Source organism: Agrobacterium tumefaciens str. B6 (assembly GCF_001541315.1).
GTDB classification, from domain to species: Bacteria; Pseudomonadota; Alphaproteobacteria; order Rhizobiales; family Rhizobiaceae; genus Agrobacterium; species Agrobacterium radiobacter.
The window spans coordinates 283,496-310,098 of sequence record NZ_LMVK01000012.1; the positions used below are offsets into that span (position 1 = coordinate 283,496).

At 59.5% G+C, this 26,603-nt stretch carries 26 protein-coding genes; 13 read left to right on the top strand and 13 right to left on the bottom strand.

Annotated features, from left to right (window positions below; all coding sequences use genetic code 11):
- Window positions 1-238: 238 nt before the first annotated feature.
- The 3 genes from ASB65_RS11545 to ASB65_RS11555 all read left to right on the top strand — a co-directional run bounded on the left by ASB65_RS11545 (window position 239) and on the right by ASB65_RS11555 (window position 3,433).
- Window positions 239-1,732 (top strand): leucyl aminopeptidase, encoded by a 1,494-nt coding sequence (locus ASB65_RS11545; protein WP_060724193.1) that lies wholly within the window; start codon window positions 239-241, stop codon window positions 1,730-1,732.
- Window positions 1,733-1,757: 25 nt separating this feature from the next.
- A complete protein-coding gene (locus ASB65_RS11550; RefSeq protein ID WP_003502102.1) occupies window positions 1,758-2,207 on the top strand; it encodes a DNA polymerase III subunit chi in 450 nt (149 codons plus the stop codon).
- A gap of 197 nt (window positions 2,208-2,404) precedes the next feature.
- On the top strand, window positions 2,405-3,433 hold the full coding sequence (locus ASB65_RS11555; RefSeq protein WP_031234576.1) for a sensor domain-containing diguanylate cyclase: 1,029 nt from the start codon (window positions 2,405-2,407) through the stop codon (window positions 3,431-3,433).
- Between the two features lie 31 nt (window positions 3,434-3,464).
- Here the strand turns inward: ASB65_RS11555 and ASB65_RS11560 are convergent, their stop codons facing one another.
- The gene (locus tag ASB65_RS11560; protein WP_003502104.1) at window positions 3,465-4,391 is read right to left on the bottom strand and encodes a Gfo/Idh/MocA family protein; all 927 of its coding nucleotides are present in this window, start codon (window positions 4,389-4,391) and stop codon (window positions 3,465-3,467) included.
- Window positions 4,392-4,729: 338 nt separating this feature from the next.
- Between ASB65_RS11560 and ASB65_RS11565 the strand changes: the two genes are divergently transcribed.
- The 5 genes from ASB65_RS11565 (at window position 4,730) to ASB65_RS11585 (ending at window position 10,972) form a co-directional block, all read left to right on the top strand.
- Window positions 4,730-5,917, top strand: coding sequence for a GGDEF domain-containing protein (locus tag ASB65_RS11565; RefSeq protein ID WP_003502105.1), 1,188 nt, complete (start codon window positions 4,730-4,732; stop codon window positions 5,915-5,917).
- 112 nt (window positions 5,918-6,029) lie between these two features.
- Window positions 6,030-7,970, top strand: a complete 1,941-nt coding sequence (locus tag ASB65_RS11570) for a GGDEF domain-containing phosphodiesterase (RefSeq protein WP_031234577.1) — start codon at window positions 6,030-6,032, stop codon at window positions 7,968-7,970.
- A gap of 119 nt (window positions 7,971-8,089) precedes the next feature.
- A complete protein-coding gene (locus ASB65_RS11575) occupies window positions 8,090-9,796 on the top strand; it encodes a sensor histidine kinase (RefSeq protein ID WP_060724034.1) in 1,707 nt (568 codons plus the stop codon).
- Window positions 9,793-10,401: a response regulator transcription factor gene (locus ASB65_RS11580; RefSeq protein ID WP_060724035.1), complete on the top strand. Its 609-nt coding sequence runs from the start codon at window positions 9,793-9,795 to the stop codon at window positions 10,399-10,401. The genes ASB65_RS11575 and ASB65_RS11580 overlap by 4 nt, the downstream gene beginning before the upstream one ends.
- A gap of 88 nt (window positions 10,402-10,489) precedes the next feature.
- Window positions 10,490-10,972: a GlcG/HbpS family heme-binding protein gene (locus tag ASB65_RS11585; RefSeq protein ID WP_060724036.1), complete on the top strand. Its 483-nt coding sequence runs from the start codon at window positions 10,490-10,492 to the stop codon at window positions 10,970-10,972.
- Window positions 10,973-11,031: 59 nt separating this feature from the next.
- Here the strand turns inward: ASB65_RS11585 and ASB65_RS11590 are convergent, their stop codons facing one another.
- Complete coding sequence (locus tag ASB65_RS11590; RefSeq protein WP_060724037.1) at window positions 11,032-12,915, bottom strand: ABC-F family ATP-binding cassette domain-containing protein; 1,884 nt, start codon at window positions 12,913-12,915, stop codon at window positions 11,032-11,034.
- A gap of 69 nt (window positions 12,916-12,984) precedes the next feature.
- Window positions 12,985-14,031, bottom strand: coding sequence for a GGDEF domain-containing protein (locus ASB65_RS11595; protein WP_020813535.1), 1,047 nt, complete (start codon window positions 14,029-14,031; stop codon window positions 12,985-12,987).
- Between the two features lie 237 nt (window positions 14,032-14,268).
- On the opposite strand from ASB65_RS11595, the gene ASB65_RS11600 reads away from it, so the two are divergent.
- Both ASB65_RS11600 and ndk read left to right on the top strand, forming a co-directional pair.
- Window positions 14,269-14,964, top strand: coding sequence for a glutathione S-transferase family protein (locus tag ASB65_RS11600; protein WP_026363455.1), 696 nt, complete (start codon window positions 14,269-14,271; stop codon window positions 14,962-14,964).
- Between the two features lie 103 nt (window positions 14,965-15,067).
- Window positions 15,068-15,490 (top strand): nucleoside-diphosphate kinase, encoded by a 423-nt coding sequence (gene ndk / locus ASB65_RS11605; protein ID WP_060724038.1) that lies wholly within the window; start codon window positions 15,068-15,070, stop codon window positions 15,488-15,490.
- A gap of 205 nt (window positions 15,491-15,695) precedes the next feature.
- Here the strand turns inward: ndk and ASB65_RS11610 are convergent, their stop codons facing one another.
- Window positions 15,696-16,208 (bottom strand): hypothetical protein, encoded by a 513-nt coding sequence (locus ASB65_RS11610; protein WP_020813537.1) that lies wholly within the window; start codon window positions 16,206-16,208, stop codon window positions 15,696-15,698.
- Window positions 16,205-16,765, bottom strand: a complete 561-nt coding sequence (locus ASB65_RS11615; protein WP_020813538.1) for a CGNR zinc finger domain-containing protein — start codon at window positions 16,763-16,765, stop codon at window positions 16,205-16,207. Before ASB65_RS11615 ends, ASB65_RS11610 begins: the two co-directional genes overlap by 4 nt.
- 52 nt (window positions 16,766-16,817) lie before the next feature.
- On the opposite strand from ASB65_RS11615, the gene ASB65_RS11620 reads away from it, so the two are divergent.
- On the top strand, window positions 16,818-17,714 hold the full coding sequence (locus tag ASB65_RS11620; RefSeq protein ID WP_060724039.1) for a branched-chain amino acid ABC transporter permease: 897 nt from the start codon (window positions 16,818-16,820) through the stop codon (window positions 17,712-17,714).
- A 60-nt stretch (window positions 17,715-17,774) separates the two neighbouring features.
- On the opposite strand, the gene ASB65_RS11625 is transcribed toward ASB65_RS11620, so the two are convergent.
- The 5 genes from ASB65_RS11625 to ASB65_RS11645 form a co-directional block, all read right to left on the bottom strand.
- On the bottom strand, window positions 17,775-18,230 hold the full coding sequence (locus ASB65_RS11625) for a molybdenum cofactor biosynthesis protein MoaE (RefSeq protein ID WP_060724040.1): 456 nt from the start codon (window positions 18,228-18,230) through the stop codon (window positions 17,775-17,777).
- A gap of 4 nt (window positions 18,231-18,234) precedes the next feature.
- A complete protein-coding gene (gene moaD, locus ASB65_RS11630; RefSeq protein ID WP_031234579.1) occupies window positions 18,235-18,489 on the bottom strand; it encodes a molybdopterin converting factor subunit 1 in 255 nt (84 codons plus the stop codon).
- Window positions 18,489-19,076 (bottom strand): CDP-diacylglycerol--glycerol-3-phosphate 3-phosphatidyltransferase, encoded by a 588-nt coding sequence (pgsA, locus tag ASB65_RS11635; RefSeq protein ID WP_003502124.1) that lies wholly within the window; start codon window positions 19,074-19,076, stop codon window positions 18,489-18,491. The genes moaD and pgsA overlap by 1 nt, the downstream gene beginning before the upstream one ends.
- Before the next feature lie 103 nt (window positions 19,077-19,179).
- Window positions 19,180-21,225 (bottom strand): excinuclease ABC subunit UvrC, encoded by a 2,046-nt coding sequence (gene uvrC, locus ASB65_RS11640; protein ID WP_060724041.1) that lies wholly within the window; start codon window positions 21,223-21,225, stop codon window positions 19,180-19,182.
- Entirely contained in the window at window positions 21,222-22,010 is a 789-nt protein-coding gene (locus ASB65_RS11645; protein ID WP_060724042.1) for an SDR family oxidoreductase, read from the bottom strand. The genes uvrC and ASB65_RS11645 overlap by 4 nt, the downstream gene beginning before the upstream one ends.
- 348 nt (window positions 22,011-22,358) lie before the next feature.
- Between ASB65_RS11645 and ASB65_RS11650 the strand changes: the two genes are divergently transcribed.
- The gene (locus tag ASB65_RS11650) at window positions 22,359-23,015 is read left to right on the top strand and encodes an outer membrane protein (RefSeq protein ID WP_003502127.1); all 657 of its coding nucleotides are present in this window, start codon (window positions 22,359-22,361) and stop codon (window positions 23,013-23,015) included.
- A 116-nt stretch (window positions 23,016-23,131) separates the two neighbouring features.
- Here the strand turns inward: ASB65_RS11650 and ASB65_RS11655 are convergent, their stop codons facing one another.
- Entirely contained in the window at window positions 23,132-23,728 is a 597-nt protein-coding gene (locus ASB65_RS11655; RefSeq protein ID WP_060724043.1) for a glutathione S-transferase, read from the bottom strand.
- Window positions 23,729-23,840: 112 nt separating this feature from the next.
- Window positions 23,841-24,599 carry a ribonuclease T2 family protein gene (locus ASB65_RS11660; protein WP_060724044.1) on the bottom strand — a complete coding sequence of 253 codons (759 nt, stop codon included), beginning with the start codon at window positions 24,597-24,599 and terminating at the stop codon, window positions 23,841-23,843.
- A gap of 187 nt (window positions 24,600-24,786) precedes the next feature.
- On the opposite strand from ASB65_RS11660, the gene ASB65_RS11665 reads away from it, so the two are divergent.
- The gene (locus tag ASB65_RS11665; RefSeq protein ID WP_060724045.1) at window positions 24,787-25,734 is read left to right on the top strand and encodes a lysylphosphatidylglycerol synthase domain-containing protein; all 948 of its coding nucleotides are present in this window, start codon (window positions 24,787-24,789) and stop codon (window positions 25,732-25,734) included.
- A 3-nt stretch (window positions 25,735-25,737) separates the two neighbouring features.
- On the opposite strand, the gene ASB65_RS11670 is transcribed toward ASB65_RS11665, so the two are convergent.
- A complete protein-coding gene (locus tag ASB65_RS11670; protein WP_060724046.1) occupies window positions 25,738-26,601 on the bottom strand; it encodes a 23S rRNA (adenine(2030)-N(6))-methyltransferase RlmJ in 864 nt (287 codons plus the stop codon).
- Between the last annotated feature and the right edge of the window lie 2 nt (window positions 26,602-26,603).

A 26,603-nucleotide genomic window follows, 5' to 3' on the forward strand; every position in this document is an offset into this window, starting at 1 on the left:
CGCATCGTTTGCAATTGGCTATTCCGGCATGCTCACAAATATGTTTTGCGCGACGATTTTTCCGTCGCCTGTGTCTTTTTGTGGAACAAGCTGTCGGTTTCATGACGTGATTTCGCATTCCACAAAAATGCCTTTCCTTTAACGACTGTAGGCCTTTAAAGAATGCGGGGTTGCGCCCCCGGCCGAAAAGGCCATGATCATGCGCATCGTGCAAGTCGTCCAAGAAGAGCAGGAAAACATGTCCGCTAAATTCGATATATCTTTCGCCAATTCCGCCTCGCTGGAAAATGCCCTGGCCGTTGTGCTGCAAGCCTCGGGTGAGGCGCAGGCCGTCGCCGGTGCTTCCGAGGCCGACCCGGGCGGCGTGATCGAGAGGGCGGCGAAGATCTCGGGCTTTTCCGCAAAGTCCATGACGACGCTCGACGTGATCGCGCCACAGGGTTCCGCCGCCGACCGGCTGCTCGTCATCGGGCTAGGCAAGCCGTCGAAGCTGATCGCCCATGACTGGCTGCGCGCCGGCGGCACCGCCGCCGCCAACTTCAAGAAGGCCGACAAGGTCGTCATCTATCTCGATGCGCCGGGCGTAGAGGCAGGCGGGCAGGCTGCTGCGGATTTCGCGCTCGGCGTTCTGCTGCGCGCTTACAGCTTCGATGCCTACAAGACCAAGAAAAAGTCCGATGATGAAAAGACGCCGAAAAAGGTCGGTATCGTCATCGTCACGGCTGCGTATCAGGAAGCGGAAAAGGCCTTTGCCGTGTCGGAGGCGGTTGCGGGCGGCGTTACTCTGGCGCGCGATCTCGTCAATCTGCCGCCGAACGCTCTCGGCCCGGTTGAATTCGCTGAAAAGGCGGAGGAACTGCGCAAACTCGGCGTCGAGGTGGAAGTTCTCGGCGAGAAAGAGCTGAAGAAGCTTGGCATGAATGCGCTTCTCGGCGTCGCGCAGGGTTCAGCGCGTCCGCCACGGCTTGCGGTGATGCAGTGGAACGGCGGCAACAAGAAAGACGAGCCGATTGCCTTTGTCGGCAAGGGTGTCGTTTTCGATACTGGCGGCATTTCGCTGAAGCCCGGCCTCAATATGGAGGATATGAAGGGTGACATGGGCGGCGCTGCTGCCGTCACCGGCCTGATGCATGTGCTCGCAGCCCGCAAGGCCAAGGCAAACGTGATCGGCGTCATCGGCCTTGTCGAGAACATGCCTGACGGCAATGCCCAGCGTCCGGGCGATATCGTCACCTCCATGTCTGGCCAGACCATCGAGATCATCAATACCGATGCCGAAGGCCGGCTGGTTCTGGCCGATGCGCTCTGGTACACCAAGGACCGCTTCAACCCGAAATTCATGGTGAACCTCGCGACGCTGACGGGCGCCATCACGGTTGCGCTCGGCAATCTGCAGGCCGGCCTTTTCTCCAATGATGACGAGCTTTCAGCGCGTCTTGCGCAGGCGGGCGACGTGACAGCCGAAAAACTGTGGCGCATGCCGCTTAGCAAGGATTACGACAAGATCATCGATTCCAAATTCGCCGACATGAAGAACAGCTCGGGCCGTCTGGCGGGTTCCGTCACCGCCGCGCAGTTCCTCAAGCGTTTTGTGGGTGAAACATCCTGGGCGCATCTCGATATCGCCGGCACCGCAATGGGTTCGCCACTGACCGAGATCAATCAGTCCTGGGGCTCGGGCTACGGCGTCAGGCTGCTGAACGAACTCGTTCGCGCCCATTACGAAGATTGAAACGAGTGGGGCGGCACGTCTGCGGATGACTGAAATTCTGTTCTACCATCTGACGGAATCGAAGCTGGAGGACGCGTTGCCGCCTTTGCTCGAGAAATCGCTGGAGCGCGGCTGGAAGGTCGCGATCCAGACGGCGGGCGAGGAGCGTCGTGATTTCCTCGACACGCATCTGTGGACCTTTCGTGACGACAGCTTCCTGCCGCACGCCACCGATACTTCGCCCGCACCGCAAAGTCAGCCGATTCTCCTGACGGCGTCGGACGAAAATGCCAACGCGGCGAGTGTCCGCTTTGTCGTTGATGGCGCAGAGCCGCCAGCGGTGGAAGCCTATGAGCGTATCGTGTTCATGTTCGACGGATACGATGCCTACCAGCTTGAAATGGCGCGAAATCACTGGAAGAGGCTGAAAACAGAGGGGCATTCTCTGACTTACTGGCAGCAGTCCCCTGAAGGCCGCTGGCAGAAGAAGGCCTGATCGCACAGCAGGTTTGTAACCCCACGATTGGTTCCATACGCAAACAGACCGGCAAAATTTCGCATGTGGCGTCAATTGCCGGTTTTTGCATTATGCGCGGAGAGGAAAGCCCCGAAACAGACGTCGGCTTTCTTGGTGCGGGTTGCTTGCTCCGGCCAGAGGCGGACGCCGCAGACGAAACAGCAGAGGGGCATGGCATGGGACAGGCAATTTCACGGCCGGACGGGGAAATGGAACGTCTGGTTGCGGTGCGCTCGATCATGTCTTTCAAGAATGCCGAAATGCCGGAACTGAAAGTGCTGTCGCAATTGGGACAGGACGTTTTCGGCGTGCCCCGGGCGGCCGTCCACATCGTTGACGAGGATTGGCTTCATATCGCGGAACAGGCGGGCATGGAGCTCTCGGAATGCCCGCGTGACATGTCGATCTGTAGCCGTGTCATCACCAGGCAGGATGTGGTGATCATTTCCGATCTGACAGAGCATCCGGATTTCCGTTTCATGCCCTATGTAAAGGGCGGCCCCGGATTGCGTTCCTATGCCGGTGCGCCGATCGAGCTGGAGCCCGGCCTCGTCATTGGCGCCTTTTGCCTGGTCGATACCGTGCCGCGAAAATTTTCCCGCACGGAAATGGATAGCTTGAGGCGTTTTGCTTTGCTGGCCGCCGCGCTTTTGCGGCTCCAGAAAGCCAACTTCACCATGAGTCTCGCCGAACGCGAGCTGCGCGACGCGGCGATGACCGATCCGCTGACCGGTTTTTATAATCGCAAGGCTCTGGAGGCGATTGTCGACAGCCAGCTCGGCGCGGCCCTCGGTGCAGATGAGGCCTTCGGTGTCCTCTATCTAGATCTTGATGGTTTCAAGACCATCAACGATACGTTCGGCCATCCGGCGGGAGATCGTGTTCTGATCGAGGCCGCCGGGCGCATCCGCAATGCGATCCGCAGTGAGGATATCGTGGTGCGCATGGGCGGTGACGAATTCGCGATTTTCATGCCCCGGCCGAGCGCCTCCGAGGTGCTGAACGGATTGGCGGACCAGTTGCTTGCCGCCTTCCGTAAGCCTTTCGACGTCGATGGGAACGAGGTGGGCGCCCGCCTCAGCATAGGCGGCGCACTGGCCCCGCAGGCGGGAGCAGACCGCGCGACGCTGCTGCAGAGCGTCGACGAAGCGCTGTATCAGGCCAAAAAATCAGGGCGCGACCGTTTCGTCAGCCGCGCCCTCTAAGGCATTGTCCTTCGGGAAGCGTTTCCGCTTCTCAGTCGTAGAAGGAATCCACGAATTTGTGGCGGCCGAGCAGGAAGGCGTCGGCCACGTGGGTCAGTGGCGCGAGATCGACGTCGGAGCGGCCTGCCTTGATGATCTCGGAGAAACGCTCGTAAAGGGCCGGATATTCCCGCTCCGGCTCGGACAGTTTTTCTTCGCCGTTGATCGAGAGCTTCGCGCCCCCCTCCGAAAGCACCATTCGTCCCGCTGCCGTCTCGGCGACGATATCCCAGCTCTGCTTGCCGGTCTGGCGCCAGTCGAATTCCGCATGGACGGGCGTTTGCGTCACGTCGGAAAAATGCAGGTCGGCGGCGATCGGCGCGTCGCGGTTTTCCGGGAATTCGAGCGTCGCCTTGGTCAGGAACAGCGCGTGCGGCAGGATATGTGTGATGATCGAAAGCGCGTTGATGCCGGGATCGAACACGCCGAGACCGCCCGCCTGCCAGATCCAGGCCTGGTTGGGATGCCAGTGGCGCACATCCTCTTTCCAGATGACATGAACGCTGTCGATCTTCGTCGAGGCCAGAAACGCCTTCGCAGCCTCGACCGCCGGCGCATAACGCGAATGCCAGCTTGCAAACAGCGACAGGCCCTTTGAATCCGCAAGCCGCACGAGATCCTGCACTTCCGAAAGAGTGGCGCCGGGCGGCTTTTCGAGAAAGACGTGCTTGCCGGCATTCAGCGCCGCATAGGCGGCCTCGTAACGATATTGCGGCGGCATGCACAGCGATACCGCATCGATAGCAGGCACAGCCTCCAGCATGGCCTCGATGGTGCCATAGGAAGCGACGCCGTCCACCGTGCCATGACGGCTCGCGGTGCAGATCAATTCAAAATCCGGATTACCTGCGATGGCGGGAAGATGCTGGTCACGAACGATTTTGCCGACGCCGACGATGGCAAGCTTGGTGGCTGACATGAAGTGGAACCCGTGTGAGTGCTGCATGGGATAAAGTGTGATTTTTACAAGTTTTTAACAGAAACGCTCGAAGGAGCAAGGTGATCGTTTCCGTCCGGCGCGTCTTTTTTCAAGTTGTAACTTCATAACAATTTTTCGGTATGGGCATTCTTTTATTGTGTAATATTTGAGATTAAAAAATATTATTTTGAGTTTTTAGTGTTATTTTTTTATCAGTCAGCGGTTTTAATGTTGATTTTTTCAGGTATATTCCATGGATGTTAGCGGTAATTTTATATTTCACTTGAATAGATTTTCTGAATAGCAGGTGTGTGTTGGTTTTACTTAGAGATGACCGTTTGTCTGGCTTCGTTCAGAAAGTCAACGAAAACAGCCGGCAATTCAATACATATGGATTGATTTTCGGCGTCACCCTCTACAATCTCTACGTGCTTGTGGACATAAGTCTGGTGCCGGAGATCATCTGGCTGGATCTTACAGTCCGCCTGTTTATCATCACGCCGCTTCTGTTTCTTTATTTTCCCGCGCGCTATTATGCGATCAGTGTGCGGCCGGATGCGGTGGTGCATGAGGTGCTTCACGGGCTGGGCTGCATGATGGTCGTCGCCTCGATCATGTTCATCTATGCCAATGCGCAGACGTCATCGGCCAGCGAATATTACATGGGGATCGTCACCGTCGTCCTCTATATGAATACGATACATCGCAAACCGTTTCCGCTTGCGGTCATGGGCACGGTCGGCTGCATGGCGGTTTTCATCATCGGCATGGAATATGTCACCGTGACGAGCGAGGTGGCCAAGCTCCCCGCGATCATGTGTTCCGTCGGAATCAGCGCCGTCTCACTGTTTGCGGCCTATCGTATCGAGCAGGTGGAAAGACGGGACTATCTGGCGTCGCTGCGCGAGAAGACGTTGCTGCAGCGGATTCAAAACGCAAATCACGAGCTTCAGCAGCTTTCCAATACCGACCAGCTCACCGGCATCCGCAATCGCCGCAGCTTTGACGAGGCGGCGAACGAGGCTTCGGGCGGCAACGGCAGGCCGCGGGCGCTCATCCTTCTCGATGTCGATTATTTCAAGAACTACAATGACTCAGAAGGCCATGTGGCCGGCGATGATTGCCTGCGCAGGATCGCCGGCAGGCTGCGCAGCGCCCTGCGCAGGGACGATGGCGACAGAAGTTTCGTCGCGCGTTATGGTGGCGAGGAATTTGTGGTTCTGCTCGACAATTGCGTTGTTTCCGCTGCACTCGCCATCGGTGAAAGACTGAGATTGGCTGTGATCGACGAGGCCATACCCCATCTCAACCGCCCCGACGGGCGGGAAATCGTCACCGTCAGCCTCGGCATTGCGGTTTCCGGTGACGGCAGGGAGATCATATACGAGATGGTCAACCGGGCCGACATGGCGCTTTACGAGGCGAAGCGCCAGGGCCGCGATCGGCTGGTGCTGGCCTCGGGGCATATGGGAACGATTGTCGGGCCAGCGGAACTTTACGGCGTCGAAGCCGCAATGTCGGCATAGGCCACTGAAGGCTAGGCGATGTGTTATAAGTTGTGTCCTGCGCGAAGCGGGATCTGTGAAGGCCATGTGCCGGAAATCCGGCCCCAGAACACATAATAACCGGGGAATGCAGATGATGGAATTGATCGCCTCACAAGCGGCAGCATCCGCTGCCGAACTTCCATTCCTCCTGCTTCAGGCGGCCGCCGTCGTTGGCATGGTGTCCGTGTTGATCCTCCTGCGGCGAAATATCGCCCTCGAGGACCCCCGCTATAAAATCTATTATGGCATCGTGTTCGGAATGACGGGCTTTCTGCTGACGCTGCTGGTTTCCGAATTCATCAAGCTGCCTTCCAAACCTTATATCCGCTCCGACCTGCTGTTTCTCGCCGGGGTGCTCGGCTCCTGGCAGGGCGGACTGATCAGCCTCTTCCTCGTGGCGGCCGGGCGTTTTGTGTTCGGTGGTCCCGTGCTGTTTTTTGCGGCCCTGCAGGACATGGTCGTCATTTCGGCCTGCGGCATCATCATGTATGGCTGGATGCGCAAGCGCCGTCTCGCCGACCTTGGAATTCGGGATATCCTCACCGTCTTTGCGGTCAGGTTCATTGCCGTGCTGCTTGCCATCGCGGCCTCATTCGCGCTTGGTCTGGTCGATCAGGCGCTGTTTTTGAGTGCAGTCGGCCGCCGAACCCTCGGCGCGGTCGCCGTCGGTCTGCCGATGATCGTCTGCCTGTTCATCCTTCTGCGCAGCGAGGCGCGGGCGCGGGACGAGGCAAAGAAGCGCGACGTTGCGGCGCGGACCGATTCATTGACCGGCCTGCCCAACAGGCGTGCCCTCAAAGACCACATAGAAACAACGATGCGGCAGGAGCCGGCCGTTCCGCATGCTCTCATTCTCATCGAAATCATCAATATTGCCGATGTCGCCGCCTGCGAGGGCGAGGACTGGAGCGATCTTTTCTGGCCCAGGCTGGCGCGGGAAATCTGCGATACCGAAGACGGTCTGCTGTGCAGGTCCAGCACGCCCTGCAGCTTCATGTTCGGCGATACGACACTTGCGGTCGTCATGCAGGGGGTTTCGCTGGAGAAGTCGGAAAGTGCGAAACTCATGATGCATCTGCATGATGGATTGAGCACGTTTTGCCGCTCGGCGGAGGCGGGGCCGGTTCCGCATCTCAAAATCGGTGCGGCAAATCTGGACCAGCTTTCCCGGCAAAATGTCGCCTCCTTCCTCAGACACCTCAGTCTGGCGCTGAAGGGAAGCGATCATCCGGTGCAGATTTTCCCTTTCTCCTTTGCCGAGAAAGCGACACGGGACGAGGCGGTGCGGCAGATGCTGGTCAACTGGGTTAAATCCGGCAGACCGCCCATTTGTTATCAGCCGAAATTCGAAATGCGTGATCGCCGCATGATCGGCGCTGAAGCGCTGCTGCGCGCGGTCGATGCACACGGACAGGCGCTTTCGCCTTATTATGTACTGGAGATCGCCGAACGCCATCGGCTGCTGGTGGAATTCGAATGGTCGACGATCGAAGCCGTCGTGCGCGACCTTCGTGACCTGCACGGCCTTGACGCGGATTTTCATCTGGCCGTGAATATTTCCGCGTCGTCTTTTGCGACTGCGCGTTTCGGAGACCGGGTCGTGACGCTTCTACGCGAAATGGCAGTGCCGACGCATCGCCTCTCGATCGAAGTGACGGAGATGAGCAGGATACCCACCACGGATGTCGTGCAGCAGAATTTCGATGCGCTGGTCGCCGCAGGCGTCCGGCTGGCACTCGATGATTTCGGCACCGGTTATGCCGCGCTTACTTTGCTGGCGCGGTTCCCTTTCGAAGAGGTCAAGATCGATCACTGGATGACGTCGAGGCTCGACCAATCGCGGTTCAGGGAGGCCATCGCACTCGCTTTCGAGAGCGCCGAGCGCTACGGCGCAAAGCTGGTAACGGAAGGCATCGAAACGGAGGAGCAGAGCCGGCTTCTCATGCAGATGGGCATACGCTTCGGACAGGGTTATCTTTACTCCCCCGCCGTGCCGCTCGCCCGGCTGCAGCCTCGCAGGGCGTGCGCCTAACGCGTGGAGACCGATCGGGGCCCTTGCTGCGGCCAATGGCCATCAAAGGGAATTCGGCGACTGCTGCATTGAATGTTTTCCCGGTCTGTGCTGAGAAACTCCTTTGATGAACGAATGTCATGATCCTTTTTAAAGGTCATGCGGGCGAGCCGATGCTTGAAAACAATGACGCATGGAACGACATGCCCGGAAAGCCGGCTCAGCACTTGCCGAATGAATCGGCCAAGGGCGAGGGTGGCGCCGGCCGCTCGCTTCGCGCGGCCGCCCATGCCGTATCAGGCGACCGGCCTACGGCGGACAATCCGCAGCCGCTTTCAGGATGGCCTTTTCTCAGGTTGTTTCTGGTCTGGGCACTGTTCATGGCGGCCGTCATTTCCGCTTTGGCGGCTTATCAATATGTCAGCCTGCTCGGCGAGCTGGGGCGAGAGAGCGACGCGTTGCAGGCAGAGGCATCCCGCCGGGCCGATCAGCATGATGCCCATGTGACGGCGCTTTCGGCGGTGGCGCAGGCGGAGCAGGGGGCGGATTACGGCCTGCTGCTCGATGTCGCCGCGCCCATTCTGCAATTTTACCCGCGCATCGATGAGGTTCAGCTGGTTTCCCTCAACGAGGCGGGGCCTGTCATAGGCACCCGATCGCTGGAAAACGAGCTGGCAGCGGCGATCCGCAAGGCGGCATCGGTCTTTACCGGCCGGCCCGCCCTGGTGGCGAGCGGTCTCAGGCCCGGCCATTACATGATCGTCAAGCGCAGCCCCAATAACGAGACGGCCTCGAAAGTGCTGGTGCTTGCCGTCGATGCCGCGCGGCTTCTGGCGTCCGATGCTCCGTTCTGGTCGGCGAAACAGGCGGTGATCCGCCTCAAAATGCCTGACGGTACAGTCTTGTTCGGCCCGCCCTGGATGCCGGAAGCGCCGCAATATGTCCGGCAACTGAGCAGCGCCACCCAGCCGCTTATGCTCGAAGTCGCGCTCTCGATCACCTGGCGTGATCTCTTGCCCGGCCGCGCCCTGTTGGCGGGCATGGCCGGCGCCAGCATCGTTTTCCTGCTCGCTACTGTCATGGCAAGACAGAGGACGCGCATGCGCGCCGCCGAAAGACGGGCCGAACTGAGCGGCATGGAGGCGAGGCTCACCCATGCTTCGCGGGTCAATGCACTCGGAGAAATGGCAAGCGGTCTTGCCCATGAGCTGACCCAGCCTCTGACGGCGATATTGGCGCAGGCGCAGGCCGGGCGGCGGCTGCTTGCCCGTCAGGATGTCACGGCCCTTTCCGGTGCTCTCGACGATATGATCGATCAGGCGCGATGCGCCGCCAATATGCTCGACCGGTTTCGCAACTGGTCGCTGCCGCACCGCAAGCCGGTGGCGGCGCATGATCTGCGCGCGGCTCTGCGCAATGTCGATGCGCTGCTTGCCGGCGAAGCGGCCCGGCATGAGGCCAGCATCGACATCGCCATGCCTGATGCTCCGCTTTTGGTGCGGGTCGATCCCGTTGAAATAGAACAGGTCATGTTCAATCTGCTGCGCAACGCGCTTGATGCGCTCACTGCCATTGAAGGCAGGCGCGCCATCACCGCCAGATTGAGCCGGAGCGGTGATTTCGCCGTTCTCGAGGTTGCCGATAACGGCCCCGGCGTCGCACCGAGCCTGCGCGACCGGCTGTTTACGCCTTTCGCCACCACGAAAACGAACGGCATGGGTCTGGGACTTGCCCTCAGCCAGCGGCTGGTGGAGCGCGCCGGCGGTGAAATCCTTTATGTCGAGAGTGAGAATGGCGCGCTTTTCCGCGTTGTCCTCCCGGTTGCAGCGGAGGCACAGAACCCATGACGCTGCCCGTTTATCTCGTTGATGATGATGACGCCGTGCGCAAGGCGCTGATCCTGCTCCTGTCCACCGTCGGCATCAAGGCGAAGGGCTTTGCCGATCCGGTGGTATTTCTCGGCCAGCTATCCGCGCTCGAACCGGGCTGCCTCATCTTCGATATCCGCATGCCTGCTATCACCGGATTGAAGCTGCAGGAGAAGCTGACGGAAGAGGGGATCGACTGGCCTGTCATCATCATTTCCGGTCACGGCAATATCGAAGCCTGCCGCCGGGCCTTTCACAACGGCGCGGTGGATTTTCTCTCCAAGCCCGTGGATGAGCAGGATCTCATCGACGCGATCCAGAAGGCTCACCGGATATTGACCCGCACGCTCGATGCAAAAGCGCTGCAGGCGGAGACGATGGCGCTTTTATCGCTCCTGACCGCGCGGGAGCGGGAAATACTCGAGCGCATTGCACTCGGTTTCACCACGCGCCAGATCGCCGACGGGCTTGGCCTTTCGCCGCGCACGGTGGACAGCCATCGTGCCGCCATCGGCCTCAAGCTCGGCACCACCTCGCAGGCGGAAATGACAAGGCTCTGGCTGGAAGCCGGTGCGGATCGGTAGAACTACCGAGCAGCCGGCAAGTCTTACGGATTCGCGGCCGAGCGCCATCCGCTTAAGCTGCAGTCCTCATCAAGCAAGAGGACTTTCCATGATCCGCACCCTTCTCATCGCTTCCGCCCTGATCGCTCCTTCGGCCGCATTGGCGCAGACGCTGCCGACCGCGCCCTATCTGCCGCTCGAAATGGCGGAAAAGGCAGCCAAGTCAGCGCTTCAGGCTTGCTCCGCCAAGGGCAGCGCCGTCACCGTTGCCATCGTCGCCCGCGATGGCGCCACCAAGATTGTGCTGAAGGCGGATGGATCCGGTCCGCACACGGTCTCCAGCGCAACCGGCAAGGCCTTTGCCGCCGCATCGCTCGGCCGTGATATTGGCGAGATCGCGGAATTCATCGCCTCCAAGCCCGCCAATGATGGCCTTCGCAACATGGATGAGCGCATGGTCATCCAGGCCGGCGGCCTGCCGATCAAGATCGGCGACGCCCTGGTCGGCGGTATCGGTGTCGGCGGCGCACCATCGGGCGCGATCGATGCCGAATGCGCCCGTGAAGGTCTCAACACGATCGGCGCGAAGTAAACTGCGTCAATGCGATACGGCGGCTTCGCAAGAGGCCGCCGGCTCTGCGCTGTCGCACATCAACCCGCCATCGCATCCTCGTATTCACTGGAAAGCATCAGCCATTGCTCCTCCGCATCCGAAAGCCTGGAAGCGGCTTCGCCACGCTCTTTGACTTTCAGCGCGGCCTTGGCAGGGGCTTTTTCGTATAGCGCCGGGTCAGCCAGTTCGGTGTCGAGCGACTGAATCAGTTTCTCAAGCTTTGCCGTCAGGGACTCGATTTCGCTGATCTTTTTCTTGAGCGGCGCAAGCTGGGCGCGCTTTTCTGCGTTGGCCTTGCGCTGATCCGCCTTCGACGCCTGATCGGCAGCGGCCTCGGTCTTGTCTTCCTTCTTCCTGCCGGAGGAAACGACGAGATCGCGATATTCCTCCATGTCGCCTTCGAAGGTCTTGACCGTGCCATCGGCGACCAGCCACAGCCTGTCCACCGTCGCCTCGATGAGGTGGCGGTCGTGCGAAATGAGGATGACTGCACCGCTATAATCATTCAGCGCCTCGATCAGCGCGCGGCGGCTGTCGATGTCGAGGTGGTTGGTCGGTTCGTCGAGGATCAGCAGGTTCGGCGCATGGAAGGCCGCAAGCCCCATCAGCAGGCGAGCTTTCTCACCACCGGACAGATCTTTCGCCGCCGTCGCCATCTTTTCCGTCGCAAGTCCCATCTGCGCCACGCGGGAGCGCACCTGCGCTTCGGGCGCCAGCGGCATCAACTTGCGCACATGTTCGACCGGGGTTTCATCCGGCACGAGGTCATCGAGCTGGTGCTGCGCGAAGAAGCCGATCTTCATGCCGGGCGCGACACGAAGATCGCCCGCCTGCGGCGCAAGACGGCCGGAGATGAACTTCGCAAAGGTCGATTTGCCGTTGCCGTTCGAGCCGAGCAGCGCGATGCGATCGTCATTGTCGATCCGCAGATTGAGCTGCTTCAGGATGGATTTTCCCGGCTCGTAACCCACAGCACCACCATTGATGGCGACGATGGGCGAGGCCGGCTGCTTTTCCGGCTCGGGGAAGGTGATCGGCTGGACGTGATCCTCGATCACGGCGGCGACGGTGCCCATGCGCTCCAGCGCCTTGATGCGGCTCTGCGCCTGTCGCGCTTTTGTCGCCTTGGCGCGGAAACGGTCGATGAAGCTTTGCAGATGTTTGCGGGCGGCGTCGTTCTTTACCTTCGCCTTCATCTGTAATTCGTCGGCCTCGGCCTTCTGCCGCTCGAACTGGTCGTAACCACCGCGATAGAAGGTCAGCTTCTTCTGGTCCAGATGCACGATGGAATTGACGGCGTTGTTGAGAAGATCGCGATCATGGCTGATGATGATGACGGTATGCGGATAACGCCTGATGTAATCTTCCAGCCAGAGCGTGCCTTCGAGGTCGAGATAGTTGGTCGGCTCGTCGAGCAGCAAAAGGTCGGGTTCGGCAAACAGTACCGACGCAAGCGCCACGCGCATGCGCCAGCCGCCGGAGAAGGAGGAGGCGGGGCGAAGCTGCGCCTCGTGATCGAAACCGAGACCGGCAAGAATGCTGGAGGCGCGCGCTTCCGCCGAATGGGCGTCGATGTCGACAAGCCGCATCTGGATTTCCGCGATACGATGCGGATCGGTTGCGGTTTCCGCCTCGGCCAGAAGTGCGCTGCGTTCCTTGTCGGCGGAAAGCACGATGGAAATCAGCGATTCTTCCGTTCCCGGCGCTTCCTGCGCGACCTGGCCGATGCGCGCCATCTTCGGGATCGTCACCGAATCGCTTTCCGCGGAGAAATCGCCGGTGATGACCCGAAACAGGGTGGATTTGCCGGCGCCGTTGCGGCCAACAAGGCCCGCCTTCACGCCGGCGGGAAGCGTCACGCTGGCGTGGTCAAGAAGCAGACGCCCGGCGATGCGGGCGGAAAGATCGGTAATCGTAATCATGGCGCCGTTTTGGCCGAACTGTCTGGCCAAGGCAAGAGCGCCCGCGCCACACAATGGGAGAATGCTGTCTCAAGAGCCGAGTTGCGCCAGATAGCTGCTGCGGCTGTGCTGCGACACCTCCCGCGAATAGCCGACGACGCAGTTGCGCGCGCCGCAGCGGGCCGAGAGAAGGGCGAGTTCCGCATGGCCGAAAAACTCGGCCGGCGTGGCGGTGCCATCCACTTCCGCGACGCCGATCGAAACCGTCAGATGTTCGCCGTCGCCGCCAGTGGTCGCGAAGCGCAATGCCTCCACGCTCTGCCGCAGCCGCTCGGCAATGGCCTCGGCCGTGTTCTGCGGCACGCCGGCAAACAGAAAGGCAAATTCATCGCCACCAATACGGGCGACGAAATCGTCCTTCTTGATGGTCTTGCGAAACAGGGCGGCGAGACGTCGCAACGCCTTGTTGCCTGCAGACGAGCCATATTTGCCGTTGATTTCACGGAAATGGTCGATATCCAGCAGCACCAGCGAAGTGGCTGAGGCAGCCCGGTCCTTCGCGAAAAGAGCGCCGAGCTTTTCAAGAAAGGCGGCACGGTTTGGCAATGCCGTCAGCGCATCGCGCAGCGAGGCGGCCTGAAGCTCTGCGCGGTTCCTTTCAACCTCGCGGATTTTCACCAGCCCCATGGCGATGAAATGCCGAAGGCTCGTCTGTTCCTCGCGAATATCACCCAGCAACTCGACGAAACGCTCCATTGCGGGCGGCTCGCCATCCTCGTCCTGCTCAAGGCTGCTCATGAAGGTTTCAGTGCGGTGAAGGCTCGCATCCAGTCGCACGGAAATCTGCGTCAGTGTCTCGAAGGCTTCGCTTGCCATCTGTTCCGCCTCGATCCGCGAAAAACCGGGCAGATTGTGCCGCTGGCCGATGAGGTCGATTTCATGCTGCTGCGGCGCGTTGCCGAGCGCGAGAATGTCGCGGCCCATGGCCGGGTTGTGTCCAGACAATATTTCATAGATCAATTCGTAATTGCGCGGCAAAGGCGCAATGTTCATCTTGGCGATGAACTGCGTGATTTTGGTAACGACAAGTGCACTTCTTGCATGCTCGCGTTTTTTATCGCCCGCCGATGTCGTCACTGACAGCCCCAATACCAATGGATTATTATGAGTAGACCGGCGATAACCGATTGTTGAACGGCGCTATTCTTACAAGCAACGGTTTAAAATAGAATAAATCCAGAAGGGAATTTTGCCGTCACGAGGCATGATTCCGCGTTGGCGCGCCTTGATCGATAATATGACAAATCCTGATTTGATTTCGGGCAGAGACCGTTTTTATATCGCTTCATCGATGTTGCAGAAGAGGGGCAGCCCATGACGACTTCCAGAACGCTCTATTCGCTATGCGGAAGCGACACTTCCCGGCCATTTTCTCCCCATTGCTGGAAAACCGTGCTTTCGCTGGCGCATAAGGGTCTGGATTTCGAGGAGCGGCCTTTACCCTTCACGGTGATCCCCACGGTAGAGGATGGTTTTTCGAAGACCGTGCCCATCCTGCGCGATGGTGACGAACTGGTGAGCGACAGTTTCGAAATTGCCCTTTACCTTGACGAGACTTACCCGGAGCGCCCGTCGCTGTTTAACGGCGAGGGTGGCAAGGCCATGGCCCGTTTCGTCGAAAGCTGGTCGCAGACTGTGCTTCACCCCGCCATCGTCCGCATTGCCGTGCTCGATATCCACAATATGCTGGATGAGCCGGATCGCCATTATTTCCGCGATAGCCGCACGAAAGCGCTCGGCCGTCCGCTCGAGGACGTGGTGGCGAACCGCGAGGCGGAGATCGCAGCATTTCCGGCATTGCTCGCACCGATCCGGCGTATGCTGAGCTTCCAGCCTTTCATCGGCGGTACGTCGCCGCTCTTTGCGGATTACATCGTGTTCGGCGCGCTGCAATGGGCGCGGATCACCACTGGGCTGGATCTGTTTGCCGATAACGATCCGGTGCGGGACTGGTTCGAAGGCTGCCTCGATCTCTATGATGCGAGAGGCCGCAGTGTGACAGCGGCGTGAAATGTCTGCGGTGACAGTCGCAATCTCGTTGATCCCCCTTGTTTTCGGGCCTTTGGGCGGGTAAAGACCGCCCACTTTCTCTGAAGGAAAAGGAAACGGACACATGGCGATTGAACGCACATTTTCGATGATCAAGCCGGACGCAACCAAGCGTAACCTCACGGGCGCGATCACCAAGGTATTTGAAGACAACGGTCTGCGCATCGTCGCCTCCAAGCGCGTCTGGATGAGCAAGCGCGAAGCCGAAGGCTTCTACGCCGTTCACAAAGAGCGTCCCTTCTTCGGCGAACTCGTTGAAGGCATGTCCTCTGGCCCGACCATCGTTCAGGTTCTGGAAGGCGAAAACGCCATCCTCAAGAACCGCGAAATCATGGGCGCGACCAACCCGGCCCAGGCCGCTGAAGGCACCATCCGCAAGAGCTTCGCGCTCTCCATCGGCGAAAACTCCGTTCACGGGTCCGACGCTCCGGAAACCGCTGCACAGGAAATCGCCTACTGGTTCGCCGAAACCGAAATCGTCGGCTGATTCAAAATCTCAACGGCTTGAATCGCTGTTGCAGGCGATTGCGTGAAGCTGCTGAAAAGACTCGAGGAAACGGAGCCGAAAGGCTCCGTTTTTTGTTTTGATAGGGGTAAAGGGTTAGGCTGCAGCCATTTCCACCTTCCTCATCCCTGTGACGAGCACAGGAATGAGGGATGGGACGCCTTCACGTCATTCATTCCGTCAGTCCCTACGACGCCGGACAATCCTGAACCGGCCGCATATCCGTCGTGCCATCCGGTTTGAACACCTCGGGATTGGGCGTATAAAGCGGGCCAACCACCAGCGGCTTGGCGGGCAGAAGTGACTGGTCGGTGTCGGAACGGATCGTTGTTTCGATGGTCTGGAGAATGTCGCCTTCCGGCCCTTTGATACGGATGGTGACCTTATAGGGCAGGTCCTGCTTCACGCATTCCACCGGTGGGCTCTGAACCGTGATCTTTTCGTCTTTCGGAAAAATCTTCTCGCGGCTGGTGAGGTCTGGACCACCGCGCGGGTTCTCGAACGTCGCCTCAATGGTACTGCCGTCACGAATGGGGGCGATGCGCTGAAGGGTCACCAGATAGGTGGCGATGGCCACGCGGTAGTTAAACACAAACATCCGGCCGGAAATCTTCGCCACCTCACGCGGTTCGTCCCGTTGGCAGCCGGAAAGGGCGAGCATCCCTGCAATCGCCAGCAATGGAAGGGCGATTCCTTTCATGTCCGCGCCTCCTTTTTCCGGTGATAGTGCCGGTTGGCTTTCTGCCGGTTGCCGCACACCGCCATATCGCACCAGATGCGGCTCTTGTTCTTGCTGCGATCGATAAACAGCCAGCCGCAATTGCCGCAGATGCGCAGCCGTTCCTGCGTCTCGCCCGCAAGTAGCGAGAGGGCGGAATGGGCGGTGGCATTGCCGAGGCTTTCGGCAAGCGGAAACGTCCGCAGCGCCGTGCCGCAGGCGAAAAGAAGCCCGGCCAGTTTGCCGTCGCCATCGCCGCTGCCGCTGATGGACGTGCGGAAATAATCGTCGACAGCCTCGCGAAGCTCTAGAAAAATCGGCCGCCTTTCCGCTTCGGGCGCGATGAGCGTGGGAAACCTGTGGCGCTCCGCACCGAGCCTTGTCGCCGCTTCGGCAAAGGCAGCGATCTGCGCCGGCACAGCAAAACGGTCGACTGATTTTGCCGCCTCCGAGCGCAGGATCACGCTATTGGCGACATCCAGCGCCAATGCGCCGCCTGCGAAACGATGTTCTGTCCAGCGAAAGGTCATATCGCACATTATAACTGTCAAAACAGGTTTTAACAGTTATAATAATGGCGGGAGGACGCGCTTGGCCTATTTCCTGCAACAATTGCTGAATGCCGTGCCGGTCGCCTCGCTTTATGCGGTTCTGGCCTTTGGCTATGCCATCGCCTTTTCGGTCACCAGACGCGCCGATGTCACCTATGGCGCCATATTCGCCTTTGCCGGTCAGACCTGCCTGCTGTTTGCCGATTTCGGCTGGAACCGGCTGTGGCTGGTTCTGCCGGCAACACTTGCGCTCGGGGCAGGGGCGGGTGTGTTCGGTGGGCTATGGGCGGCGGGTTTTGTCGGCAGGGCGGTGATGCGGCCGCTGGCGAAAGCCTCTCCCAATGCGGTGACCGTCGCCTCGGTCGGCGTGCTGATCGCCCTCACGGAAAGCGCGAGGCTGGTCGCCGACACAAGGCAGTTATGGCTGCCGCCGCTTCTGTCTGAGCCGGTGCGTTTCTGGGCCGACGGGGGATTTGCCGTAACCCTGACACCCATGCAGATGCTGAACACGGCGGCGTTCTGCCTGCTCATTCTCGCGGGGTCGTTTTATCTCAGCCTTTCCGCTTTCGGCAGGCGTTGGAAGGCGGTGCCGGACGATGCTTTTGCCGCCGCTTTATGCGGGGTGAATGCGGGCAGGATATTTCTGCTGTCCTATTGCGCGGCGGGCCTCGTCGCCGCCATCGCCGGTGTGCTGGCCACTTTTTATTACGGCACTATGGATTTCGGGGCCGGTCTGGTCTTTGGACTGAAGGTGGTGCTGATTTCAGCGGCGGGCGGTTATGCCAGCCCGCTCATCTGCGGCCTTGGGGCCGCCGCCGTTGGTTTTGCGGAAACTTTCTGGGTCGGTTACGGCCCGGCCGCCTGGCGCGATGCAGCGGTTCTGGCGATGCTGGTCGGCTGGCTGATCATCATGCGCAGCAGGGTTGAAGCGCCCTAGAGCATCTCCGGAAAAGTGGACGTCGGTTGTCCATCCGGAAATGCGAGAAAAGAACAAGCACTATCGCCACTTGTCCTTGGCCGTATCGTCGGTTGTCTTTGCTGCAACCCAGTCGCCCGTCGAGCCATCCTTGCCATGTTCCTTTTTCCAGAACGGAGCGGATGTCTTGAGATAGTCCATCACGAAATTGGCACCGTCGAAGGCCGCCTGTCGATGAGACGAGGTTGCAATGACGAGGACGATATTTTCGCCGGTGGCGATATTGCCGTGGCGATGGATGGCGGTGAGGCCAAGCAGGCCGAAACGCTCCATGGCAAGTTTGGCAATGCGGGTTATTTCCGCTTCCGCCATGCCGGGATAATGTTCGAGCTCCAGCGCCGCGAGTGTGCCGCCATCATCCCGGCAGAGCCCGGTGAAGGCCACCACCGCGCCGATGCTCCTGTCACTTTCCGTCAGCCGGCGGGTTTCTTCCGCAGCATCGAAATCCTGTGCCTGGACGCGGACTGTCGGCTGCATCCGCTCATCCCCCCGTCATCGGTGGGAAAATGCCGATCTCGCGTGCGCCGACAATGCTTTCGTCATGCTCGACATGTTCCTGATTGACGGCAACACGGATCACATTGGGAAACTCGAAGGCGGCTTCGTAATTTTCGCCGCGTGTCGCAAGCCAGGCGATCAGCTCGCCGGCCGTGGTGACGGAGGAGGGGATATCCAGCTCTTCTTCATCCGTGCCGATTTTCTCGCGCACCCAGGCGAAATAAACGATCCGTGCCATCATTCTTCGTCCACGATGTGCTTGAGGCCGGCCTTGAAGTAATCATAACCGGTATACATGGTGAGTGCCGCGGCGAGCCAGAGAAGCGTAATTCCCATCTCGGTCGTGTAGGGCAGAACCTTGTCGCCCGCAGGACCCGCAAGCAGAAAGGCGATGGCCACCATCTGGATGGTGGTCTTCCATTTGGCGATGCGGGTAACGGGAACACTGACCTTCAGCGCTGCCAGATATTCGCGCAGGCCGGAGACCAGAATTTCACGGCAGAGAATGGTGATGGCCGCCCAGAGCGACCAGCCGGCAATGGTGCCATCAGCCGCCATCAGGAGCAGCACGGAGGCGACCAGCAGCTTGTCGGCAATCGGATCCAGCATGCGGCCGATATTCGACGTCTGGTTCCAGATACGCGCCAGATAACCATCGAGGAAATCGGTCAGCGAGGCGATGATGAACAGCCACAAGGCTGTCCAGCGCGCGAAATCCGAGCTTTCCAGCTTTCCTTCGATGAAAAAGCAAAGAACAATGACAGGAACCGCGAGGATGCGGCCATAGGTGAGAAGGTTGGGAATGCTGTATGCGCGCGAAGCCATGGGAAACCTGTCAGTCTAAGATCAGCTGCCTTGATGCCGCCGCTAGGGCATAGCGTCAACATGTGATTATGTTTTTTTAGCAGTTCGCCACGACGTCGCGGTATCAATCACTGCCGCTCTCGTGGAAGTGATTATAGATTTGTCGCGCCACCGTCTCGGAAATACCGCTGACAGCCATCAAATCGTTGAGACCGGCGCGGGAAACCGCCTTGGCCGTGCCGAAATGCTGCAGCAGGGAGCGTTTGCGGCCCGGCCCGCTTCCCGAAATTTCATCCAGCGGATTGCGCCCCATTTCCTTCTTGCGCCGCGCCCGGTGCGAGCCGATGGCAAAACGGTGCGCTTCGTCGCGCATGCGCTGGATGAAGTAAAGCACGGGATCGCGCGGCGGCAGCGAGAAATCGCTGCGCCCGTCCGCAAAGAAGCGCTCGCGGCCCGCCTCGCGGTCCACACCCTTGGCGACGCCGATGGCCGTCACACAGTCGCGAATGCCGAGTTCGTCGAGAATGGCGCGCACCGCCGTCATCTGGCCTTGGCCGCCGTCGATCAGGATCACATCCGGCCAGGCGGGGAAGGGCATGTCGGCCGCTTCCTCCGGTGTCGGTGTCCGTTCGCGGTCAGGCTTGCCTTCTTCCTTCAGGAGACGGGAAAAACGGCGGGTCATCACCTCGCGCATCATGCCGAAGTCATCGCCGGGGGTGATGTCGGTCGATTTGATGTTGAACTTGCGGTACTGGTTCTTCACGAAACCTTCCGGCCCCGCCACCACCATGCCGCCCACGGCATTGGTGCCCATGATATGCGAGTTGTCGTAAATCTCGATCCGTCGCGGCACATAGGAAAGGCCGAAGGTTTCCGCAAAACCCTTCAGCAGCCGCGCCTGGGACGAGGTTTCCGCCAGCTTGCGGCCATGCGCCTCGCGGGCATTGGCAAGCACGTGGTCGGTAATGTCCTTCTTCTCACCGCGCTGCGGCACGCTGATCGTGACCTTGTGTCCCGCCTTTTCACCGAGAGCGGCGGCCAGCAGTTCCTGCTCCTCCACCGTTTCGGAAAGCAGGATCTGTTTCGGCACGGGCTTGTCGTCGTAAAACTGCGCCAGAAACGCGTTGAGAATTTCCGAGCCGGGCAGGGAAGGATCGGCCTTCGGGAAATAGGCGCGGTTGCCCCAGTTCTGGCCGGTGCGGAAAAAGAATACCTGAATGCAGGAGATGCCGCCCTCATGGTGGATGGCGAAAACATCCGCTTCCTCGATGCCAGCCGGGTTGATGCCCTGATGGCTCTGGACATGGGAAAGTGCGGCCAGCCGGTCGCGATAGACGGCGGCCCGCTCGAAATCGAGGTCTTCGGCCGCCTCGTTCATCTGCCGCGCAATCGCGGTCTTGACGCTCTGGCTCTTGCCGGACAGGAAATCCTTGGCTTCCTTGACGAGTTCCGCATACCCCTGATCGCTGACCTCATGCGTGCAGGGGCCGGAACAGCGCTTGATCTGGTAAAGAAGACAGGGGCGCGTGCGGGTCTCGAACACGCTGTCGGTGCAGGTGCGGATCAAAAAGGCGCGCTGCAGTGAATTGATCGTGCGGCCGACCGCGCCAGCCGACGCAAAGGGGCCGAAATAGTCGCCCTTGCGCGCCCGGGCGCCACGGTGTTTGAAAATCGCCGGTGCGCGGTTGTCGGCGGTGATGAGAATATAGGGAAACGATTTGTCGTCTCGCAAAAGCACATTAAAGCGCGGCCGCAAACGCTTGATCAGATTCGCTTCCAGCAGAAGCGCTTCCGTCTCCGTGCGGGTGGTGACGAATTCCATATGGGTGGTGAAACGCACCATCTGGGCGATGCGGTTGGAATGCACGCGGCCCTGCGCGTAATTGCCGACGCGCTTCTTCAGCGAGCGCGCCTTGCCGACGTAAAGCACGTCGCCCGCATCGTTGAACATGCGATAGACACCCGGCGAGTTCGGCAGGTGTTTGACGAATTCGCCGATCAGATCCATGCCCTTCAGGCCGGATTCGTTTTTCCAGCCTGCATTCCAGTCCATGCCGGCAACGTCGCGCGGAGCCTCGGCCGCTTCCGGTGCGGCAAGGTTTGCATCGTCGTCTTCGTCGTCGGTTTCATCGAAGAGAATACCGCCATCAGGCAGCTTCTTTCCGTTCATTCATTTATCTCCGCCACGTCAGGGGTTTCCCAGCCGAGGTGCTGGCCGCCGTCGAGCGCGATCATTTGTCCGGTGACCGACGGCGTGTCGAAAAGAAAGCGAATCGTCCGCCCGAACTCATCCGGTGCGGGACCTCGCTTTAATATAAGGCCGTCGATCTGCGCCTGAAAGTCCTCCGGCGTCTGTCTTTCGCTTTTGAAGGTAGGACCCGGCCCGATGGCATTGACCCGCACGCGCGGTGCGAAGCTCTGCGCCATCGTCCGCGTGGCCGTCCACAGCGCGGATTTAGAAAGTGTGTAGGAATAAAAACGCGGTGTGAGGGCAAGCACGCGCTGGTCGATGATATTGACGATCAGCCCGGAATTGTCGGCAGGCAATTGTTCGACAAAGGTGGCGGCGATGAGGGAAGGGGCCCGCACATGCACGGCGAAATGCGCGTCGAAGATCGCGGGATCGGGCTTATCCGCCGAGTCGTCCAGAAAAACCGATGCATTATTGATAACGACGCCGATAGGTCCCAGCGCCGAAGAAGCCTGTTCGATGAGCCCAGAAGTGGGCCCGGACTGTGTCAGATCCGCCTGGACGGCAACGGCTTTGCCGCCTTTTTGCCTTATTTCGTTAGCGAATTCCTCGGCCTGCGCCATCGATTCATTGGCATGGACGGCGATCGCGAAGCCATGGGCGGCCAGATCGGTGGCGATTGCCCGCCCAAGCCGGCGGGCGGCCCCCGTTATCAAGACTGTCTTCGGTATATTTTCTTTCACGGCGGACCTGCATTTGCTCATCTCAGCCCTATTTGCTGGATATAAATGCAAATCGCAAGCTGTCCGTCAGCCCCAAAAGAATTGGGCGATTTTTTATTCACAATGCAATTTCGGTTTAATTTGAATATAACTAAGTTTAAAGGCGATCTATTGCTGGTTAGGCTTCTGTTAGGGTTAATAAAACCCTTGTGGCAATTAGGCAACGTCTAATTCTAGTCACGCCTCTGCCCCAAACAATTCACATTTTGGCTCTTTGATCTCCGCATTCTCCCATCAAGTTCAGTTTCCAGAGGGGCGATTAACCCGACGAATTATGCCGCGTCTGAAAACAATGTTTTGAGTGCAGAGCGGTCCTGAAAGGAGAATAGCATGCGTATTTTCGTAGCAACCCTTATGGCTTCGACCATGGCAGCCGCCGGCTTTTCGGCTGCTCACGCCGCTGACGCCGTAAATGAAGTGCCGCAGGCACCGGTGTCCTACGACCAGCCCGCACCGGTCAAGGATTGGTCCGGCGCTTACCTCGGTGGTACGGTCAACTATGACTGGGGCCGTTTCAGCTCCAGCAATGACGGCCGTGACGCCAAGGGCTTCGGCGGCGGTCTGTACGGTGGTTACAACATGCAGAGCGGCCAGATCGTTTACGGCGCCGAAGCAGACGTCAACCTCGGCGACGAGAAGGGTTCTGCCGGTACGGTTGCCGGCAACGCCATCGAAGGCAAGCAGGGCGTCAACGGCTCGCTGCGCGGCCGCGTTGGTTACGACATGAACCCGTTCCTGCTTTACGGTACGGCTGGTCTTGCTGTCTCCGACAACAAGGTACGTGACGCGACCTCCAAGGACAGCGCCACCGCTCTCGGTTACACCGTCGGTGCCGGTGTAGAAGCCATGGTGACCGATAACATCACCGCACGTCTGGAATATCGCTACAGCGACTACCAGAAGAAGGACTACGGTCTCGACTCCGGCGCGTTCTCGCGTGGTTTCGACGATCACTCGGTCAAGGCCGGTATCGGCGTCAAGTTCTGATCCTTTTCGGATCGGTTAAAGAAAAGCCGGGGTTTACGCCCCGGCTTTTTTGTTTTGCGGCATACCGCCGAAATAAATGCCCGGCGATCAGGCCGGGCATTGTTCTTTCGCTAACCTCAGGCGGCGGCCTTCATTTCCGTGTAGGCTTCGAAACGCTTGCCGAAGGTTTCAGGCCAAGCGGCCAGCGCATCGCGCCCTTCGGCCCATTCGCCGGCAAAACGCAGGTCGAGATAACCGATCATCGCCGCAAGGGCGAAATGGCCGCCATGCAGCTTCTTGCCGGTTTTCGGAAGGTTAGCGTTGAGATAATCAAGTCCGCGTACCACCTTGCTCCACTGCTTGTCGATCCAGGGCTGATGGATATTGTCTTCCGGGCGAAAACGGCGCTCGTAAACGATGGCGAGCAGGCAATCCATGATGCCGTCGCACAGCGCCTCCAGAATTTCCACATCCGTGCGCTTGCCGTTCTTTTTCGGGTAGAGCTTGCCGCCTGAAAGACGGTCGAGATAGTGCATGATCGCCACGCTGTCATAGACCGAGCCGCCTCCATCCAGAAGCAGGACGGGAATCTTGCCGAGCGGATTGTTGTCCATCAGCGTTGCGGGCTCGGCATTGGTGTCGACGCGTACCGAGGTGATGTCGATGTCGAGATGGCGGGCGGCCATGCGCACCTTGGCGGAATAAGGGGAGGCGGGCGAGTAAAGCAGTTCCATGGTCAGGTCCTATGGGTTGTCGTCTGGGGACTGGAGTATTCAGTAAAACTGGATAGCGGTTTTATGTCTGGAAAATGTGTACAGACGAGAAATAGTGCGCATTCGACGCGCTCTAGCGAATGGGGATGATTTCTGCGGCGTTGGCGCGGCAGCCCTTGCGGTCAAGCTCTGGGCAATCGCGGAACGTCATGTCCCGGTTGAGGCAGATGCGTACTTCCTCAAGGCGTTTGCCGTCGCAGCTGATGGAGATGCTGCGTTTCGACAGGCCCGGATTGGCGTCGGTGAAAGCGGTTTCTATGGCGTCGGCGGACAGTGTGGAGGCCGCGGCGCCCGAGGCGATCTTTTCCGGCAGCCGGACGGCCTCGAAGGCGGCCCGCGTTGCCGAGAAATAATCCCTCTGCGACAGGCCGGAGCAGGAGCCGTGCTTGCGCCACTGGTGGCCGATCAGACCCATGGACGGCATGATATCGAACATGGTGCGGCCGATCGCGTCAGGAACACGCTCAGGCTCGCTGCTTTGGCAGAATTCGGGATAGCCGTCTTCGTTCTGCGGCCAAAGCCCGTGCACGACGAAACCGTAACGCCTGTCGCTGCCGCATTGCTGACGGTTACCCGAGCCTTCGGAACTGGCGCAGAAGGCCGGAGACCAGGACAAGGAAAGCACGTAGAAATCGAAACCCGTTCCGCGAGGTGCCGGATTATTGCCCGTATTTCTCCGTGGTGTCTCTTGCTGCGGGCGTCCCGCGGATTGCGACGAGGCTTGCGCCTGCTGATCGTTCACGGGTCCTTTCGGGGCGGGTTTTTCCTGTGCAAACCACAGCGCCGCAAGCGATAGAAGACCCAAGGCGATGAAACCTGCGTAACGTTTCATTCCGTGCACGTTCCCCGGAAACTGGACCACCTCACACCGCCGTCGGGCGACGATCCGGTCTTACATAAATTTGTGAACGAGGCAAACGGGCAAAAAGGTTGAAAGCTTCGCCGCATAACGAATAGAGTCGAACGAATCTTCCGCAAAAGACGGAAACAGGGCTGGGGGTAATAGGCGGCATGACCGCATGAAATTCAAGAAATACATCTGGCCCGTCGTTGGTTTTGCGACGATCGGTTTTTCCGCCTGGTTGCTCTTTCACGAATTGCGTGGCCTGTCGCTCGATGATCTCTGGGACAGCCTGAAAGCCATTCGCGTGCGGGACTGGCTGTGCTCGGGCCTTGCGACCCTGCTGGCCTATGCCGCGCTTGCCGGTTATGACCGCATCGCGCTGCAGCATCTTGGCCGCAAGGTGAACTGGTTCTTCATCACGCTCACCTCTTTCACCACCTATGCGCTGTCCCACAATGTCGGGGCCTCCGTATTTTCGGGAGCGGTGGTGCGATACAGGGCCTATACGTCCAAGGGACTGAGTGTCGCGGAAGTGGGCGTTCTCGTCGGCCTCTGCTCCTTCACCTTCCTCATCGGCACGATCATGCTCATCGGCCTGGTGCTGCTTTACGAGCCCGACATCACCGAACGGTTTACCGGAATCCTGCCCGTCGAAGCCTCCACGACCACGGGCGTCCTGCTGCTCCTTGTTGTCGGGCTTTATGTTCTCGGCAGCTTGCTCGGGCTGAAGCCCCTGAAAATCGGCTCTTTCGTGCTGCCTTACCCCGCGCCGAAGCTTGTTGCGCAACAACTCGTCATCGGCCCGATCGAGCTGATCGGCGCGGCGGGCATCATCTATTTCGCGCTGCCGGAAGCCGGAAATCCCGGTTATATGGTTATTCTCGGCATATTTCTGGTTTCCTTCTCAGCGGCGCTCATCTCGCATGCGCCGGGCGGACTGGGGGTGCTGGAGCTGGTCTTCGTCACCGGCCTGCCGGATATGAACCCGGCGGATGTGATCGCGGCGCTGCTGGTCTTCCGGCTGTTCTATCTCATCATCCCCTTCATCATGGCGCTGTTCGTGATCCTGTTCTTCGAACGATCACAGCTTGCGGCGGCGCAGAAAAGGGAAGGGTTGAGATAGCCCTCAGCTTTCTTCCGGCTTTTCCTCGCCGCGCAGCCAAAAGGCGCGCTGCGAGGCGAACCTGTCCTGCGCCAGCGTTGTCTTCAGGTAAGGCAGCAGCGTGTGCAACTCGTCCTTCAGCGTATAGGGCGGATTGACGATGATGAGGCCGGAGCCGCTCAGGCCGTCCAGCCGGTCGCTTCTGACTGACAGTTCCGCGCACAGCATCTTCGGAATGTCGAAGGATTGCAGCCGCTCATGGAAGTCCTTGATCGGCGCGCCTTTCTTCAGGGGATACCACAGGCAATAGGTGCCGGTGGAAAAACGCCGATAGGCCTTGTTCAGGCCATCGGCCAGACGCTGATATTCATTCTCAAGCTCGAACGGCGGATCAACGAGGATGAGGCCGCGCTTTTCCTTCGGCGGCAGATGCGCGCCGAGCGACAGCCAGCCATCCAGCTCGGTGACGCGAACCTGATAATCGCCCTCGAAGAGCCGTGCCAGAGCGCGGCTGTCATCCGGGTGCAGTTCCATTGCCGAAAGCCGGTCCTGCGGGCGAAACAGCATGCGTGCGAGTTTTGGCGAACCGGGATAAAATTTCACGCCGCCTTCCGGGTTGAGTTCCTTCACGGCGTCAAGATAGGGCTCCAGCAATTCGGCAATGGGGGCGGGCAGATCACCCACCATCAGCTTGCCGATGCCGGTCTGCCATTCGCCCGTCTTCTGCGCCTCTTCCGAGGTCAGGTCGTAAAGACCGATGCCGGCATGGGTGTCCAGCACCCGAAAAGCCTTGTCCTTGTTCTGCAGGTAGCGCACGAGGCGGGCGAGAACGGCATGTTTGAGGACATCCGCGAAATTGCCGGCGTGATAGATGTGGCGGTAGTTCATGG

Excerpts from the sequence above, each read along its gene's own strand:
- ASB65_RS11625 (WP_060724040.1), bottom strand. The coding sequence starts at position 18,230 with ATGCAGCCGACAGTCCGCGTCCAGGCACAGGATTTCGATGCTGCGGAA.
- ASB65_RS11665 (WP_060724045.1), top strand. The coding sequence starts at position 24,787 with ATGAAATTCAAGAAATACATCTGGCCCGTCGTTGGTTTTGCGACGATC.
- ndk (WP_060724038.1), top strand. The coding sequence starts at position 15,068 with ATGGCGATTGAACGCACATTTTCGATGATCAAGCCGGACGCAACCAAG.
- ASB65_RS11615 (WP_020813538.1), bottom strand. The coding sequence starts at position 16,765 with ATGTGCGATATGACCTTTCGCTGGACAGAACATCGTTTCGCAGGCGGC.
- ASB65_RS11670 (WP_060724046.1), bottom strand. The coding sequence starts at position 26,601 with ATGAACTACCGCCACATCTATCACGCCGGCAATTTCGCGGATGTCCTC.
- uvrC (WP_060724041.1), bottom strand. The coding sequence starts at position 21,225 with ATGAACGGAAAGAAGCTGCCTGATGGCGGTATTCTCTTCGATGAAACC.
- ASB65_RS11590 (WP_060724037.1), bottom strand. The coding sequence starts at position 12,915 with ATGATTACGATTACCGATCTTTCCGCCCGCATCGCCGGGCGTCTGCTT.
- ASB65_RS11555 (WP_031234576.1), top strand. The coding sequence starts at position 2,405 with ATGGGACAGGCAATTTCACGGCCGGACGGGGAAATGGAACGTCTGGTT.
- ASB65_RS11560 (WP_003502104.1), bottom strand. The coding sequence starts at position 4,391 with ATGTCAGCCACCAAGCTTGCCATCGTCGGCGTCGGCAAAATCGTTCGT.
- ASB65_RS11580 (WP_060724035.1), top strand. The coding sequence starts at position 9,793 with ATGACGCTGCCCGTTTATCTCGTTGATGATGATGACGCCGTGCGCAAG.
- ASB65_RS11575 (WP_060724034.1), top strand. The coding sequence starts at position 8,090 with ATGATCCTTTTTAAAGGTCATGCGGGCGAGCCGATGCTTGAAAACAAT.
- ASB65_RS11600 (WP_026363455.1), top strand. The coding sequence starts at position 14,269 with ATGACGACTTCCAGAACGCTCTATTCGCTATGCGGAAGCGACACTTCC.
- ASB65_RS11655 (WP_060724043.1), bottom strand. The coding sequence starts at position 23,728 with ATGGAACTGCTTTACTCGCCCGCCTCCCCTTATTCCGCCAAGGTGCGC.
- ASB65_RS11660 (WP_060724044.1), bottom strand. The coding sequence starts at position 24,599 with ATGAAACGTTACGCAGGTTTCATCGCCTTGGGTCTTCTATCGCTTGCG.
- pgsA (WP_003502124.1), bottom strand. The coding sequence starts at position 19,076 with ATGGCTTCGCGCGCATACAGCATTCCCAACCTTCTCACCTATGGCCGC.
- ASB65_RS11610 (WP_020813537.1), bottom strand. The coding sequence starts at position 16,208 with ATGAAAGGAATCGCCCTTCCATTGCTGGCGATTGCAGGGATGCTCGCC.
- ASB65_RS11585 (WP_060724036.1), top strand. The coding sequence starts at position 10,490 with ATGATCCGCACCCTTCTCATCGCTTCCGCCCTGATCGCTCCTTCGGCC.
- ASB65_RS11645 (WP_060724042.1), bottom strand. The coding sequence starts at position 22,010 with ATGAGCAAATGCAGGTCCGCCGTGAAAGAAAATATACCGAAGACAGTC.
- ASB65_RS11650 (WP_003502127.1), top strand. The coding sequence starts at position 22,359 with ATGCGTATTTTCGTAGCAACCCTTATGGCTTCGACCATGGCAGCCGCC.
- ASB65_RS11545 (WP_060724193.1), top strand. The coding sequence starts at position 239 with ATGTCCGCTAAATTCGATATATCTTTCGCCAATTCCGCCTCGCTGGAA.
- ASB65_RS11570 (WP_031234577.1), top strand. The coding sequence starts at position 6,030 with ATGATGGAATTGATCGCCTCACAAGCGGCAGCATCCGCTGCCGAACTT.
- moaD (WP_031234579.1), bottom strand. The coding sequence starts at position 18,489 with ATGGCACGGATCGTTTATTTCGCCTGGGTGCGCGAGAAAATCGGCACG.
- ASB65_RS11550 (WP_003502102.1), top strand. The coding sequence starts at position 1,758 with ATGACTGAAATTCTGTTCTACCATCTGACGGAATCGAAGCTGGAGGAC.